14 protein-coding genes are annotated in these 13,809 nt (G+C 66.2%); 3 read left to right on the top strand and 11 right to left on the bottom strand.

From position 1 onward, the window contains the following. Positions 1-15: 15 nt before the first annotated feature. The 4 genes from stf0 to AC5Y49_RS13515 are packed head-to-tail and all read right to left on the bottom strand — an operon-like array spanning position 16 to position 3,450. Positions 16-819: a trehalose 2-sulfotransferase gene (gene stf0, locus AC5Y49_RS13530; RefSeq protein ID WP_499888014.1), complete on the bottom strand. Its 804-nt coding sequence runs from the start codon at positions 817-819 to the stop codon at positions 16-18. Between the two features lie 6 nt (positions 820-825). Then, positions 826-2,217, bottom strand: a complete 1,392-nt coding sequence (locus tag AC5Y49_RS13525) for a sulfatase family protein (protein ID WP_499888013.1) — start codon at positions 2,215-2,217, stop codon at positions 826-828. 5 nt (positions 2,218-2,222) lie between these two features. Continuing rightward, the gene (bluB, locus tag AC5Y49_RS13520; protein ID WP_499887730.1) at positions 2,223-2,915 is read right to left on the bottom strand and encodes a 5,6-dimethylbenzimidazole synthase; all 693 of its coding nucleotides are present in this window, start codon (positions 2,913-2,915) and stop codon (positions 2,223-2,225) included. 52 nt (positions 2,916-2,967) lie between these two features. Next, entirely contained in the window at positions 2,968-3,450 is a 483-nt protein-coding gene (locus AC5Y49_RS13515; protein WP_499887729.1) for a hypothetical protein, read from the bottom strand. A 9-nt stretch (positions 3,451-3,459) separates the two neighbouring features. Here AC5Y49_RS13515 and AC5Y49_RS13510 point away from each other — a divergent pair, with 9 nt between their 5' ends. Further along, a complete protein-coding gene (locus tag AC5Y49_RS13510; protein ID WP_499887727.1) occupies positions 3,460-4,101 on the top strand; it encodes a phosphatase PAP2 family protein in 642 nt (213 codons plus the stop codon). On the opposite strand, the gene AC5Y49_RS13505 is transcribed toward AC5Y49_RS13510, so the two are convergent. The 3 genes from AC5Y49_RS13505 to AC5Y49_RS13495 are packed head-to-tail and all read right to left on the bottom strand — an operon-like array spanning position 4,098 to position 8,032. Further along, entirely contained in the window at positions 4,098-4,973 is an 876-nt protein-coding gene (locus AC5Y49_RS13505; RefSeq protein WP_499887725.1) for a hypothetical protein, read from the bottom strand. The genes AC5Y49_RS13510 and AC5Y49_RS13505 overlap by 4 nt on opposite strands. Then, positions 4,970-5,617, bottom strand: coding sequence for a hypothetical protein (locus AC5Y49_RS13500; RefSeq protein WP_499887724.1), 648 nt, complete (start codon positions 5,615-5,617; stop codon positions 4,970-4,972). Before AC5Y49_RS13500 ends, AC5Y49_RS13505 begins: the two co-directional genes overlap by 4 nt. Positions 5,618-5,653: 36 nt before the next feature. Continuing rightward, a complete protein-coding gene (locus AC5Y49_RS13495) occupies positions 5,654-8,032 on the bottom strand; it encodes an ATP-binding cassette domain-containing protein (RefSeq protein ID WP_499887722.1) in 2,379 nt (792 codons plus the stop codon). A 196-nt stretch (positions 8,033-8,228) separates the two neighbouring features. Between AC5Y49_RS13495 and AC5Y49_RS13490 the strand changes: the two genes are divergently transcribed. Further along, positions 8,229-8,885, top strand: a complete 657-nt coding sequence (locus AC5Y49_RS13490; RefSeq protein WP_499888011.1) for a L,D-transpeptidase family protein — start codon at positions 8,229-8,231, stop codon at positions 8,883-8,885. On the opposite strand, the gene AC5Y49_RS13485 is transcribed toward AC5Y49_RS13490, so the two are convergent. From AC5Y49_RS13485 to AC5Y49_RS13470, 4 genes are all read right to left on the bottom strand, one after another. Further along, positions 8,886-9,377 carry a nuclear transport factor 2 family protein gene (locus AC5Y49_RS13485; protein WP_499887720.1) on the bottom strand — a complete coding sequence of 164 codons (492 nt, stop codon included), beginning with the start codon at positions 9,375-9,377 and terminating at the stop codon, positions 8,886-8,888. It abuts the gene before it with no gap. Positions 9,378-9,383: 6 nt separating this feature from the next. Beyond that, positions 9,384-10,784, bottom strand: coding sequence for an MmgE/PrpD family protein (locus AC5Y49_RS13480; protein ID WP_499887719.1), 1,401 nt, complete (start codon positions 10,782-10,784; stop codon positions 9,384-9,386). Between the two features lie 66 nt (positions 10,785-10,850). Next, positions 10,851-11,792: a LysR family transcriptional regulator gene (locus AC5Y49_RS13475; RefSeq protein ID WP_499887717.1), complete on the bottom strand. Its 942-nt coding sequence runs from the start codon at positions 11,790-11,792 to the stop codon at positions 10,851-10,853. Positions 11,793-11,823: 31 nt separating this feature from the next. Next, positions 11,824-12,423 carry a TetR/AcrR family transcriptional regulator gene (locus tag AC5Y49_RS13470; RefSeq protein ID WP_499887716.1) on the bottom strand — a complete coding sequence of 200 codons (600 nt, stop codon included), beginning with the start codon at positions 12,421-12,423 and terminating at the stop codon, positions 11,824-11,826. A 38-nt stretch (positions 12,424-12,461) separates the two neighbouring features. Between AC5Y49_RS13470 and AC5Y49_RS13465 the strand changes: the two genes are divergently transcribed. Beyond that, positions 12,462-13,691, top strand: a complete 1,230-nt coding sequence (locus AC5Y49_RS13465) for a hypothetical protein (RefSeq protein ID WP_499887714.1) — start codon at positions 12,462-12,464, stop codon at positions 13,689-13,691. The last annotated feature ends 118 nt before the right edge of the window (positions 13,692-13,809 follow it).

The following is a 13,809-nucleotide window of genomic DNA, read 5'->3' as shown; positions in this document are numbered from 1 at the left end:
GCCAAGGATGCACAGTCAAACCGGTAGGCCGAGCTGCTCGGCCTCCGTGCGGTAGCGGTCCACCCACTCGTCGGAGCGCTGATCGGCCTGGCGTTCCAATGCCGGCGCGGGCGCCAGCCGGGCATCTTGCCCGACTGCCTCCAGCACGGTCGCGACGATCTGGGTCAGGTTGCGCCACAGCACCGGATAGGCGACGTCGATCGGGGCGATGTTCTCCTCGGCAAACCAACTGCGCCAGCCGTTCTCCTGATCCCGCAACGTCGTGACGATGTGGGCGATCGCGCCCGCGTGGTACACGGCCCGCGAATCGCGTTCCGGATCGGGCCGGCCCCGCCACACCCTTGTCTGCACCGCGCGCCAGAACGACACCGCCTGCGAGATCACATCGGGCCGGTAGACGTGCACGTAGACCGGCTCGCTGCCGATCACGTCACGGATCGCGGCCCGAAGACTCCCCCCGGAGCGATCCGGTAGCCCCGCGGCCCACTGCTGAAGCAGCGGGGTCTGGTTCCACATCAGCTTGCCGCCCCACACGCCGTTGGGGGTGCGGCCGGAGCTGCGGATGTGCTCACGCCAGGCCACCGGCGTCGCGGTGTCCGGCGTACCGGGATCCAGCGGATCGAGCAGGCGCAGGATCGTCTCGTCCTCGACCGCGGCGAACCATTCCCGCGGCTGGGGCGCCATGCCGGTGGTGGGCAAGTACTGAAAGAACTCCTGCGGCTCGCCGGCGCATCCGGTGGCGCGCAGCGATTCCACCAGCAGCGTGCTGCCACTGCGTTGCGAAGCGAGCACCAGATACGACGTCGGCGTGGACACCAGGTGAGCCTATTTCTTGACTTCGTCCTCGATGCCGCGATCGACGGCGATCGCCGACCGGCTGGTCGGCACCTTGGGGGCATGGATCTGCAGATAGGTTTCGGTGTAGCGAGCCGCAATGCGGCTGCCGGCGAAATCCGAGGGTATGACGTCGCCGGTCTGTACGCGCCACTCGTTGAGCAGCTCAGCCAGATTCCCGGCGATGGCGTCGGCCTGGCCGGTGTCGTCGCCGGCCAACAGGTTGTTGGTCTCGGTGGGATCAGCGCGCAGGTCGTAGAGTTCGCGTTCGGGGCGCGGTGCGGTGACCAATGGCCCGACGGCGTGACCCGACGGGCTTTCCTCGATGTCCCACGGCAGATCCAGCAGCGGGCGGGGCGCGTAGTTCTCGATGTAGCTGTATTCCTTCGTGCGGATTGCCCGGATCGGGTCGAACGAGTCGTGATACGTCTTGGCGGTGTAGACGTGCTCACGCACCGGCGTGTCGGTGTTCGCCGCAAGCAGCGCCTGCGCATGTGAGATGCCCTCTACGTCGGCCGGCTCGTCGACACCGAGCATGTCCAGCAGCGTCGGTACCAGGTCGACGCCGCTGAATAGTTCGTCGTAAACCTTGGGACCGGCGGTCATTCGGGTAGGCGGGCGGATGATCATCGCGATGCCGGTGCCGGCCTCATACAGCGTGGATTTCTCGCGGGGGAATGCCGCTCCGTGATCGGTGAAGAACACCACCCACGTCGTAGCGTCGAGTCCGGTGTCGGCCAGCGTGTCCAGCAGCCGGCCGACTGCGGCGTCGGCGGTGGCTATCGACCCGTAGAAGTCGGCCAGATCTTCGCGGACCTCGCGGGTGTCGGGCAGGTGGCCGGGCAGCGCGACAGCCGCAGGGTCGGCCGGCTGGTAGCGGTCCCGCGGGAAAGGCCGATGTGTCTCGAAGAACCCTGCCGTCAACAAAAACGGTCGGCTGGAGTCGTAGGCGTGCAACCACTGCTGAGCGCGCTCCACCACGTACTCGCAATAGGAATTCGACACGTCGAATTCGTCGAAACCCAGCTGGGACGGATACGACGTCTCATGCTGCATACCGAAAAGTGCTGAATGCCAACCTGCTTCGGACAAAATCCGTGGCAGCGTACGAACATCCGAGCGGTATTCCCAGCCGTGATGAGCCAGGCCGACGAGTCCGTTGCTCTGCGGATAGCGTCCGGTGAACAGCGACCCGCGTGACGGTGAGCACAGCGGTGCGGTGGCATGCGCTCGGGTGAACAGAATGCCCTCGGCGGCCAACCGGTCCAGTCGCGGGCTCGTCACATCCGCGTGGCCGTAGATGCCGAGGTAGCGCCCCAAGTCGTGCCAATGCACGATCAAGACGTTGTCGGGTTGCCGGTGTGTTTCGTCGCTGTCGCTGATCGCCGTCACCTTCCCAGGTCGTCTGGTTCACTCGGAGACGTTATCGGCACCGGTGTGCCCCAGGTGTTCTCCGCTACGAAATCGGCCAGCGGCCGCGCATATGCCCAGTGGTCCAATTCCAGCGCCGGCCGATCCGGGAACTCGGGCACCGGACCAAGGCACAGTATTGCCACCGGCTCCGCGTCGGGGGGCATGGACAGCAGGGCCGCCAGCCGTCGTGGATCGAACAACGACACCCAGCCCATGCCCAGGCCCTCGGAACGTGCTGCCAGCCAGAGGTTTTGGATTGCGCACGAAACCGACGCCAGATCCATCTGTGGCAGCGTGCGCCGCCCGAAGATGTGGTCGTCTCTGCCGTCGCCCAGTGCCACGACCAGCAATTCCGCGCAATCCAGGACGCCTTCGACCTTCAATGCGAGAAATTCCTGAGCTCGCCGGCCCAAGGCTTGCGCAGTGAGCAGGCGCTCGTCGTCCACCAGTTCGTGAATACGTCGTCGCAGCGAGTCATCGGTGATACGGATGAAGCGCCACGGCTGCATCAGCCCGACACTGGGCGCCGTGTGCGCAGCCTGCAGCAAGCGCGCCAGCACGTCCTCGGGAACAGTGCTGCCCGGCACAAACCGGCGCATGTCTCGTCGCTCGGCGATCACGCGATAGACAGCTCGCCGTTCGTCCGGACTGAACGCGTGATCGTGCACAGGGCCATCGTAGGAACCCGGTGAGCACGCCCGATAAGGAGGCGCTCGGCAACTACGGCCGGTAAGTCACACCCACCGCGCGGAAAACGTATTCCGGCGGCATGTCAAAGGACAACGACCGCTGCGGCAACCCGGTGAGCACGTCGCCGGGGATCGCCGCCTTGTAATGCAGCGAGAGGTGACCGCTGAACGCGGGGTCGACGCGGGGAAGGTCCAGCTCGACCTGGACGCCGGTCGACCCGATCTGGGCCGTGGCGGCGCCGGTGTGCGGCGCATCCCAGCGGGCGTCCACGGTGGGACCGGCCAGCTTGGGCAGCGACGACAAGGTGGCCAGCACCCGCTGTGACGTCAGCACCAGCGAGCCGACGTAACTGGCGACACTGTGCGCCGAGCGCAGGCCGGGGATGGCGCCGCTGAACCGCCGGGTGACCGCGACGTAGTCGGCGAGGTAGATCACGCCCTCCGCTTCCACCTCCGCGCGCAGATCGGCCGGCAACTTGCCGATGCCGAACAGTCTGCGGACAAAGACCGACATGAGCCCAGTATGACGGTGGCCCGTGGTATCGGTGTAGCCGTGGTATCGGTCCGGCCGACGGCTGCCGCAGCGGCCGCCGTGGTGGTGTATGCGGTGATGTGGCTGGGGCACCGGCAAGCGTGGGGCTGGCTGGATTCGCCCGACGCGGCGTCGCTGACCGCGCTTTACGACGTCGGGGTTCATCACCCGGCGTGGGTGCGGTTCTGGCAGGTGCTGTGTACCGTGTTCGGCCCCGCGGCGTTTCGGTTGCTGGCCGCGGCCGCCGCAGTGGTCGCGCTGGTCAGGCGCAGCTTGCGGACGGCGGTTTTTCTGCTCGTCACTGTGGAGTTCAGCGGATTGCTCATCCAGGCGGCGAAGGATCTGGCCGATCGGCCGCGGCCGACGACGGCGCTGGTCACCGAATCCTCGTCGTCCTTCCCGTCCGGGCACGCCCTCGGCGTGCTGGTCGGGGTGCTGGCATTGCTGACCGTGGTGTGGCCGATGCTGAGTCGGCCGCTGGCGGTAACGGCCGGCGCGGCGGGGGCGCTGGTGGTGGTGGCGGTCGGGTTCGGCCGAGTCGCGCTGAATGTGCACCACCTGTCCGACGTGCTGGCCGGCTGGGCGCTGGGATACCTGTACTTCCTGGCGTGCGCGTGGCTGCTGCGGCGCTAGGTCGGGTCGTCGGATGTCGCATCCGGTACGACGACGCGCCTGGTGGCAACCAGCTTGCCCGCCAGTCGCTTTGTCACCTCGGGCGCCGGCGCGGTGATACGGCCCTGCACTGGGGCGCCGTTGCGCACTGACGGGACGACGACGCGTTTGGCATCGGTTTTGGGGTCGCCGACTGGGCCGCTCGTCGGAGAAACGGCGCCCGGCGGCACCATCGGCACGGCGCCCATTCCGGCCCTCGGCGTATTCGCTGTTTCCGGCGCGCTCGGTCTTGTCGGCATGGTCGGTGCCGACGCGGGTGTGGTAGCCGCAGACGGCGCGGGCGGCGGTCCGAGCACCGCGGTCGGTGCGGTGCCCTCGAATTCGCTGCCCTGGGAACCGCCGCCGCCGGACAATACGGTCGGCCCACCGTCGACGACCAATGGTTCGCCCAGCGCCTCGTCAGGCAGCACGTCGGCGTGATCCCCTTGCAGCCCGCCCATGCCCAATTGCAGCGCCTGCTGGCCGGCTTGGGCCGCCTGCTGCGGGGCCTGGCTCAGCGGCTGCAACGCCCCGCCCAGAGCACCGGCGATGGCACCCGCGAGACCGGATGCCAGCTGCGGTAGCACGGCCAGCTGCGCGGCCGAATCGTTCTCGTTGGCAGGGAATTTCGTCTCCGCGTCAGCGGCTTTGAGGGCGCGTTCGGCTTGTCCGAGCTGGGCGTCGATGTTGTCGGTCGGGACGCCGATGTTGGCGGCAGCACCCAGAGTCGCCAGCAGGTTGTCGACGAACGAGCCGGCGAGCGGGACGACGGTCGGCATGATCGGTGGCGGCGGTGTGTTCGCCGCGGCCGCGGCGGCGTAATCGGCCGGTGTGGCCCACAACTCGCCGCTCATCTCGTCGCTGCGTCAAAAGCGTTGTCTTCATTGACTATTGCGGCCGCCTGCGCGCGGGCGCTGTCTGGGCTGGGGTGACCGAAGATGCGCCCGGTGTCGATCCCGTGTTCTGCGGCGAACTGACGAGCCGACTTGCCGGCGCCTTCGGCATCGAGGACCTGTTGGACCGCACTGAGTATGGCCTCGCCACACGCCGCGGCCTTGACGTTGGCGCGAGTCTGGCAAGCCAGCACGACGTCGCCGATGCTGTCCAGCTTTGTCGTCGACGACTCGTTACCTTGTTGAATCCGCGCGATGTCGGTGCCGCCGTCTTCGGCGATCGTGGTCAGTGCCGACCGCAGCTCGCTGAGCGCATCGCGAACCGAGGTGTAAGCAGCCCGCTTGATTGCGTTCTTCTCTGCGACATTGCCGGCGTGCGTCTCGCCCCGCTGGAAGGCATCGCGGACATCGTCGGCGGTCACACCGGACTGGCCGGCCAGTGGCCCAAAACGAGTCTGGCGCAGCTGATCCTGCAGATCTTGATAGGCGGTAGCGGTACTGCCGAAATCCGTCGATGCATTGCCGATTGCGGCAAGGTTCGAACCCGACGGCCACACATGGCCGACCAGCACGTGCGAATACCGGCCCGGCGGAAAGTCCGACATCGGCCGATGGTAAGACCGTGGCGCGGTACTCGCTATTCAGTGTTTCCGCCGCGCACCCCCCAGCCGCAACTGAAACCGAACCAGGCTGGTGGCGATGGCACCTAGGACTACCAGCATGGCCATGTCGAACGCCCAGTAGTGCGGCGAATGCGACCAGAACCGGTCGGGGGGTGAGAGCGGTTCGACGGCGCGCAGGTCGACGGTCGACGCGGCCGCCGCGAAACCCCACCGCGCCGGCAGTAGCCACGAGATCTGATCGAGGCCGATGCGCCCGGTCACCTGGATCAAACCGCCGGCCAGCACCATCGACGCCATGATCGTCACCACCAGCATCGGCAATATCTGCTCGCTGGAACGGGCAAGCGACGACAGCGCCAGCCCGACCATCGCGGAGACGATCGCGGTGAGTGCCAGCGTCACATACAGTTCCGCGGCAGCCCCAAAGGCGCCCTGGCCCAGCACGACTGCTCCGCGCGTCGGCAGTCCTTTTCCGATCATCACAATCGCGATGACGATGGCCGTCTGGATCAGTGCCGCGATGCTGAAGATGGCCACCTTGGCCGCCAGATACGCCGTCGCCGAGAGGCCCACGGCGCGCTCGCGGCGAAAGATCAGGCGTTCTCCGACCAGATCTCGAATCGTCAGCGCGGTTCCCATGAACACCGCGGCGAGGTTCAGCAGAATCAGAATCGAGTTGGGCTCGTCGGACGCCGACCCGCGGGGGTCGGCATAACCGAACCCGGTGTCGCCGGGAACTGCCAGCGACAGCGCGCCCAGCACGAATGGCAGCAGCGCCAGGAACACGAAGTAGCCTCGATCGGCGGCGATGAGCCGGGTTTGGCGGCGCGCCAGCGTAAATATCTGATGCCCGCGCCTGGTGCGTGGCGCAGCGGCCAACGGTTCCGCGCCCGTCGCCGGTGACCGCGCCGGGGCCGGCGGATGTCGCATCAGGAATGCCTGATGCGCGCCGTCGGGGTCGATGCTGACCTGAGCGAAGATGTCGGCCCACTGGGTGGTGCCCAGCGTCGGCCCGACTTCGGCGGGTGACCCGGCGAACGCCGTCTTGCCGCCGGGCGCCAGCAGCAGAATTTGATCGCACACGTCGACGTAGGTCAGCGAATGCGTAACGACGATTACCACCCGGCCGGCGTCGGCCAGCCGACGCAGCATCGTCATCACCTGGCGATCCAGCGCCGGATCCAGCCCGGAGGTCGGTTCGTCGAGAATGAGCAGCGACGGGCCGGTCAACAGTTCCATGGCCACCGACGCGCGCTTGCGCTGCCCGCCGGAGAGCTTGTCGACTCGGGTTTTTCGGTGCGAAGTCAGCTCCAGCTCGTCGAGTACGCGATCGATCACCTCACGACGGTCATCGGCTGAGGTGTCCGGTGGCAGCCGCAATTCGGCCGCATACCCCAGGGCCTGTTCGACGGTCAGTTGGCGGTGCACGACGTCGTCCTGCGGCACCACCCCGATCCGGGAGCGCATCGACGCGTACTCGGCGTGCACGTCGTGCCCGTCGAACGTGACGACGCCGCCGGTGGGCGGTGTCGTACCGCCGATCAGCTTGACCAGCGTGGATTTTCCTGCACCGGACGGTCCGATCACCGCGGTCAGGGTTCCGGGCTTCGCGGTGAGCGACACGTCGGCCATCAGCGGGTGCCCGTCGATGGTCAGCGCCAGCTGGTGCGCGGTCAGCCCGCTGTTGTGTGCCGGTGCTGTTCGCGGCACCAGGCTCTGGCCGCGCGCTACCAGGTCGGTGTTTCCGACGGTGACGATGTCGCCGTCCCGCAGCAAGGCTCGGGTAACCAACGCGCCGTTGACGAAAGTGCCGTTGCTGCTGTTGTTGTCGCGGATCTCGACGCCGGCCGGGGTGGCAACCAGCGCCGCATGCACGTGGGATACCAGAGCGTCGTCGACGACGACGCCGTTGGTTTTGGCGCGGCCGACCGTTACTGAGCCCGCCGGCACCGGCGTGGGCCGCGGCGGCAGCAGCAGCCGCATCGTGCGCTCCATGAAAGCCGGCTCGCTGGGCTGCGTCTGGGTGCGGTTAGGTCCTGGCGGCACGCTGAGCGTCAACTGCGGCCCGCGCTTGCTGCCGAGTCTGATGATCTGGCCGTCGTGGATGGCGAGCTGTCGGACGCGGACACCGTCGACGAAAACACCGTTCTGGCTCGTGTCGACGACCATCCACTGACGGTCGGCGAACCGCAGGATTGCATGTTTGCGTGAGATCAGCGTGCGGTTGGCGGGGTCGCCGTCGCGCAGGCAGATGTCACAATCGCGGTCCCGGCCGACGACGACGTCGCAACCTGCGGGGAAGGTGTACAGCGCCGACCCGAGCGACACCGTCAACGGCGGTTCGCTGACCTTGTCCAGTACGGCGAGTGGCGTTGTGTTTTGTTCGTCAAATGTCATCGGCGCTCTCAGATAGCCGTGAGGATTATTGGGGAACAAGCGATTTCGTCGTAGACCGACAAGGACATCGGCGCCGAGCATATATGCGTTCGCTGCGATCCGCAGGATGAGAGCGTGGGTTTGCGGCCGCCCAGAGACCGAATTGAAGCTAAACCTTTACTTGACCCTGAAGTTGAGCGGAGTTGATCATGAAATGGTGCGCCGACTGCTGGGTTTGCTTTGTGCTGCCGTGGGTGCGGCCCTGCTGGCGCTGGCAGACGCGCCGTTGAGCGCCGCGGTCGTCACACCCTGGTTCGCGCAGTCCGTCGGCAATGCCAGTCAGGTGGTTTCAGTTGTCGGCGTGGGCGGTTCGACGGCCAAGATGGATGTTTACCAGCGCGGCGCCACCGGCTGGCAGCCGATCGGCGTCGGGATCCCCACCCACATCGGGTCGGCGGGCCTGGCACCGAAGGCCAAGAGTGGCTATCCCGCCACGCCGATGGGGATCTATTCGCTCGACTCCGCCTTCGGCACTGCGCCCAATCCGGGCGGCGGGCTGCCGTATACCCAAGTTGGGCCGGACCATTGGTGGAACGGCGATGACAAGAGCCCCACGTTCAACACCATGCAGGTGTGCAAGAAATCGCAGTGCCCCTTCGACACCTCTGCGAGCGAGAACCTGCCGATTCCGCAGTACAAGCATGCGGTGGTGATGGGCGTCAATAAGGCGCGCGTTCCCGGTGACGGCGCCGCGTTCTTTTTCCATACCACCGACGGCGGGCCGACTGCGGGGTGTGTGGCCATCGACGACGACACCTTGGTGCAGATCATCCGCTGGCTGCGCCCCGGCGCGCTCATCGCGATCGCCAAGTAATCAGGCCAGCGCGCGACCGGGTTTCACCTTGAAGTCCATGCCCGCCAACGACATCGTCGCTTCGTAGGTGCGGTCGTAGCCGGTCGCACTGATCTTCCAACCCTCAGCGGTACGCTGGTAGCGATCGTGATAGAACGCCGCACCGATCAGCATGAAGTCGAACTCGGCGACGATCACGCGGTCCTGCAGATACCAGGTGCCGGACGCCTCGTCGCCGGTCACCGTGATCTCGGGGTGAGTCACCCGGTGTTCGGTGATGACATTAGGGCCTAGCGCCGAGCGCATGTAATCCACCAGATCCACGCGGTTGGTGAAGTGCAGTTCCTCACCGAGCGAGGACCCGTAGTCGCCGGCAATGTCGTCGGTCAGCGTGCCGGCGAAGTCGTCCCAGTGCTTGGTGTCCAGCCCGCGCAGGTAGCGGTACTTGACTTGCTTGATCGCTTCGATGTCGGCCGCGAGATCGTGGGGGCTCACCAGGTCATTGCAGCACATCGCGATTCACAGCCGCGCGCGGGTTCGAGGACGCTGTCGCACCGGGCTCACCGACGACAGCAGGCCGGTCAGTTCGGCGGCAGGTATCTCGTCCAGGCGTTGCACTGCGGTGATGATCTCGTCGCGAAGCGCTTCGCCGGCGATTGGCTCACCGAGCCAGTGAAACTTGTCGACGACCCGTTCCCAGGACATCGGTCGCGTCGGTGATCCTTCGAAATCGGATTGCTCGCGGTCGAATTCACGACCGTCGTGCAGGGCGATGTGTATGCGGGTCGAGGTGCGCTCTGGATAGGCGGCCGTCAAGTCTGATGCGGGTTTGACAGCGATCCGGGTCAGCAAGTCCTGCACATCGGCCCGTCGGACACGCTCGGTTTCCAGCTGCTCGGGCCCCACTTGCCCGTCAAGCAACGCGACGGCGGTGAGGTACTTCAAGTTGTAGTCGGCCTGCTCCTTGGTCAGCGGGTGGTCCTTGTCGCCGTAGGTGCCGCCGCCGGCGAAGTCGAATGCACCTTGGAAGACCTCCACACTGGCGCGCTCAACGTCAGCGCCGGTGAAGCTGTGTTCCTCGCGGGCGTTCAACGTGGCGTCGATGACGGCCTGGCCATGGATCAGCGAGCAGTACTGCTTGAGGTAGGTCTGTTCGACGGCGACCAGCGCTGGGTCATCGGTGTGCAGGTCGATGGGCTGGTCGAATAGCTGCGTCAGGCCGTGGGGCCCGTCGAAAAGCGCCCTGGGACCGGTGATGCCACGCTCGGCCAGCTTCGTGACATAGACCGCGCGCATCCCGGTGATTGCCGGCGATATGCCCTTCCAGTTCGACACCGGCTCGGTGTGCGCCGCCGCCAATGACACATTGTCGACAGCCGAGGCGGCGATCGCGTCGGCGGTGCGCGCCGAGTCGAGGTTCAACAGTTTGGCTGAGCCAGCGGCGGCCGACATCGCCAGCTGCAGTGCGTGATTCAGGCCACGAGCCATCACCGGAACCTGCGCGCTGAACCGACACTGAATCTCATAGGCGATCGCCAGCGCCAGCAGGAAATCCGCTCCACTGGCATCGACATGTTCGGCCATCGCCAGGATCGCTCCGAAGTTGTCGGCCGGGTGGCACAGTCCGCCAGGCGTCAGGTAGGTGTCGAGCAGATCGGGGTAGCGCACCAGGACGGCGTTGAAGAACGCCGCTTGGTCCACCGATGCGCGTCCACCACCGATGAAGGTCGCGGTCGGGCGGCTGCTGAATTCTTCGGCATGGGCGCGCAACGCCGGAATGAGTTCGCCGTCGAGTGCGCCCAGCGCACAGGCGATGCTGTCGAGCACATTTCGCTTCATCAGCGCCAGGTTGGGTTCACTCAGATCCCCCAAGCGCGCATCGACGACGAACTGGCCCAGCTGATCCACGACATAGTTCATGTGATCAGTGAAGCGCGACGATGACCAGCCGTCCACGACGAATCTGCTACCTGTCGTAGGCGCGCCTTACGACAGCAGCGTGTCGCGGTGCGGGTCGTCGGCCGGTGTCCACCAGCGCTCGGCCGGCGGCCTTCTCCAGTCCTGGCTGTCGGCGAAGGCGAGCAGCGACTCGACCGCCGCACGCACACCGGGCCGGTCGTCGGCGCTGCGATGCAGCAGCGACCAGGTCCACAGCGGTGCCGGTTCGGCCACCGGCCGCTGGCCCAACCGCGGTGGGATGGCTGCGGTGTGACGTTTGGGCGAGGCGAGCACCGGTGCGCCCAGCCGCCGCACGTGCGCATAGAACGCGTCGCCGACGATTCCACCGTCTTCGATGTGGGCGATGCGGGCACCCGACTCGGCGGCGAAACCCTCAGCGAATCGGTTCCATGATGACCAGGCCGACTCGTCGATGTCGAGCAACACGGTGACGTCTCGCGCGGCGATGGGAACACCCGAGCCGGCTCCCGGAAGAACTGCGCGCAGGCGCTCCGCGCGTAATAGATGCGCCGCCAAACCATTTGCAGCCGCGTCGGAACCACTCACCCAGGCCAGCGCCAAATCAAGGCTGCCCTCGGCGACCCTGGCTGCCTGCGCATGCGACGGCAGCACCCACTCGTCGATACGCAACGTCACCGCGGAGCCCACCAACGCGACCAAATTGTCGGGCAACCAACTGACATAGCCCAGGCGCAGTGGGGCCGACTGGGCGGCAGCGCGGCGCAGCCGCTCCGCGGCGCCGTCGGCCATCGTCAGAATCTTGCGGGCGTCCTCGAGCAGGGACCGTCCCGCCTCGGTGAGCCGGACACTGCGTCGGTCGCGGATGAACAGCTCAGCTTTGAGTTCCCGTTCCAGCGCAATGATCTGCTGAGACAAGGCCGGCCCGGAAATGTGAATCCGCTCCGCGGCACGACCGAAATGCAACTCCTCGGCAACCGCAACGAAGTAGCGCAGCTGCCGCAGTTCCATGCGCCGAGCTTAAGCGCTGACCTGCAGCGCCTCAGCGCTGCAGGTAGTGGCTGACCATGTCGATCAGCGCCCGTCGTTCGGATTGCCAGTCGACCGGCACACCGACGATCATCTGTGCCAGCACCACACCGCGCAGGGTGGCCCAAATGACTTCGGCCACACCGCTATCGGCGGGGTCATCGGTGACCAGCCTGCCCAGCTGGGCGATCGCGGAGTTCATCTCGAGCAGATGCCGTCGTGAGGTCTCCTCCCAACGCGTTGCCCGCAGGATTTCAAAGGCTGCCATCGATGTCGGGCTGCTGTAACAACGCCAGGCGGTGTCGACGACGACCTCGATGCGTTCGCGCAGCGTCAACTCACCGACGTCGGCCGCCGCCAGGCTCTCCAGCAGCTTGGTCACGCCCTCGTCGACCACGGCCATCAGCAGGCCGTTGCGGTCGCCGAAGTGGTACTGGATCACGCCCCAGGTCACGCCCGCGCGTTCGGCGACGTGCTTGGCCGTCGCCGCGGTGAAACCTTCTTCGACGATGCAGCTAATCGTTTCGTCAATGATCTTCGCGCGGGTGTCGTCGCCGCGTTTGCGTGGCGCAGTGGTGCGCCGGGTAGGGCTGACACCGGCGCTAACTGCCATAGTTGACTTTATAACATAGTCACGACTATTTTTGGAGCGTGGTCGCATCCCGGTACGCGCGATTGTCCCGTGAGCAACTTGCCGTCTTGGTTCCGGAACTGCTGCTGATCGGTCACATGATCGACCGGTCCGGCATGGCCTGGTGCATCCAGGAATTCGGCCGCGAGGAAATGCTGCAGATCGCCATCGAGGAGTGGGCCGGCGCCAGCCCGATCTACACCCAACGGATGCAGCGGGCGCTGAATTACGTTGGCGACGACGTGCCCACCATCTTCAAGGGCTTGCAGCTCGACATCGGTGCGCCGCCGCAGTTCATGGACTTCCGCTATACCGTGCACGACCGCTGGCACGGCGAATTCCAGCTCGACCACTGCGGTGCGCTGCTCGACGTGGAACCGATGGGCGACGACTACGTCTTCGGTATGTGTCACACGATCGAGGACCCGACCTTCGACGCCACCGCGGTGGCGACCAATCCCCGGGCACAGATGCGTCCCATCCACCGCCCGCCTCGCGAACCGGCCGATCGGCATCCGCACTGCGCGTGGACCGTCATCATCGACGAGTCTTACCCGCCCGTCCACGGCATTCCGGCGTTGGACGTGGTACGCCAGACCGGCGCTGCGACATGGGAACTCGAAGCAATCGATGCCGCCGACGAGGGTTTGGCCGACTACTCCGGCCCGCTGCTCTCCGACCTCGACTTCGGTGCCTTCTCGCATTCGGCGCTGGTCCGCATGGCCGACGAAGTGTGCCTGCAGATGCACCTGCTGTACCTGTCGTTCGCGATCGCGGTGCGCGCGCGGGCCGGATCGGACGCCGCGTTAGCCGCGTCCGTGGGCACCCGTCAGTTGATCGGCTTGGCCGGCCTGGCCGCCGAGCGCATCCACCACGCATTGTCATTGCCCGACGGCATTGACGGCGCGCTGAAGGTTTTCGAATTGCATCCGCTGCTCAACCCCGCCGGCTACGTGCGGGCCGAGCTGCCCGACAACCACGTGACGGTGCATCAGTCGCCCGCCCACGACGACGGAGCCTGGATCTCGCTGTGTTCGCCGGAGTCTGTGCAACCGCTGCAGGCGATCGCCACTGCCGTCGATCCACATCTTCAGGTGCGCGTCAGCGGGACCAGTACCGGCTGGACAGCTGAATTGATCGAAACCGACGCCATCGCACCGGAATTGCCGGAGGTGCAGATAGCCAAGGTCAGCGGCGGATCGACGTTCCAGTTCCAGCCGCGCAAATCGTTGCCGCTGACAGTGGTGTAACTCGCACGGCCCGAGGGCATTAGATAACAAGACCGTATCCACCGCGTCTCGATCGTGGTTTACCCGGTCTCGATCCAGTCCAAGCGCGGCTATCGTGAACGCTGCCCGCCGACCGCTA

This window comes from Mycobacterium sp. NGS62 (genome assembly GCF_059812285.1).
Note: the sequence above shows the minus strand (reverse complement) of the source record. Positions and strands in the feature narration are given on the sequence as shown.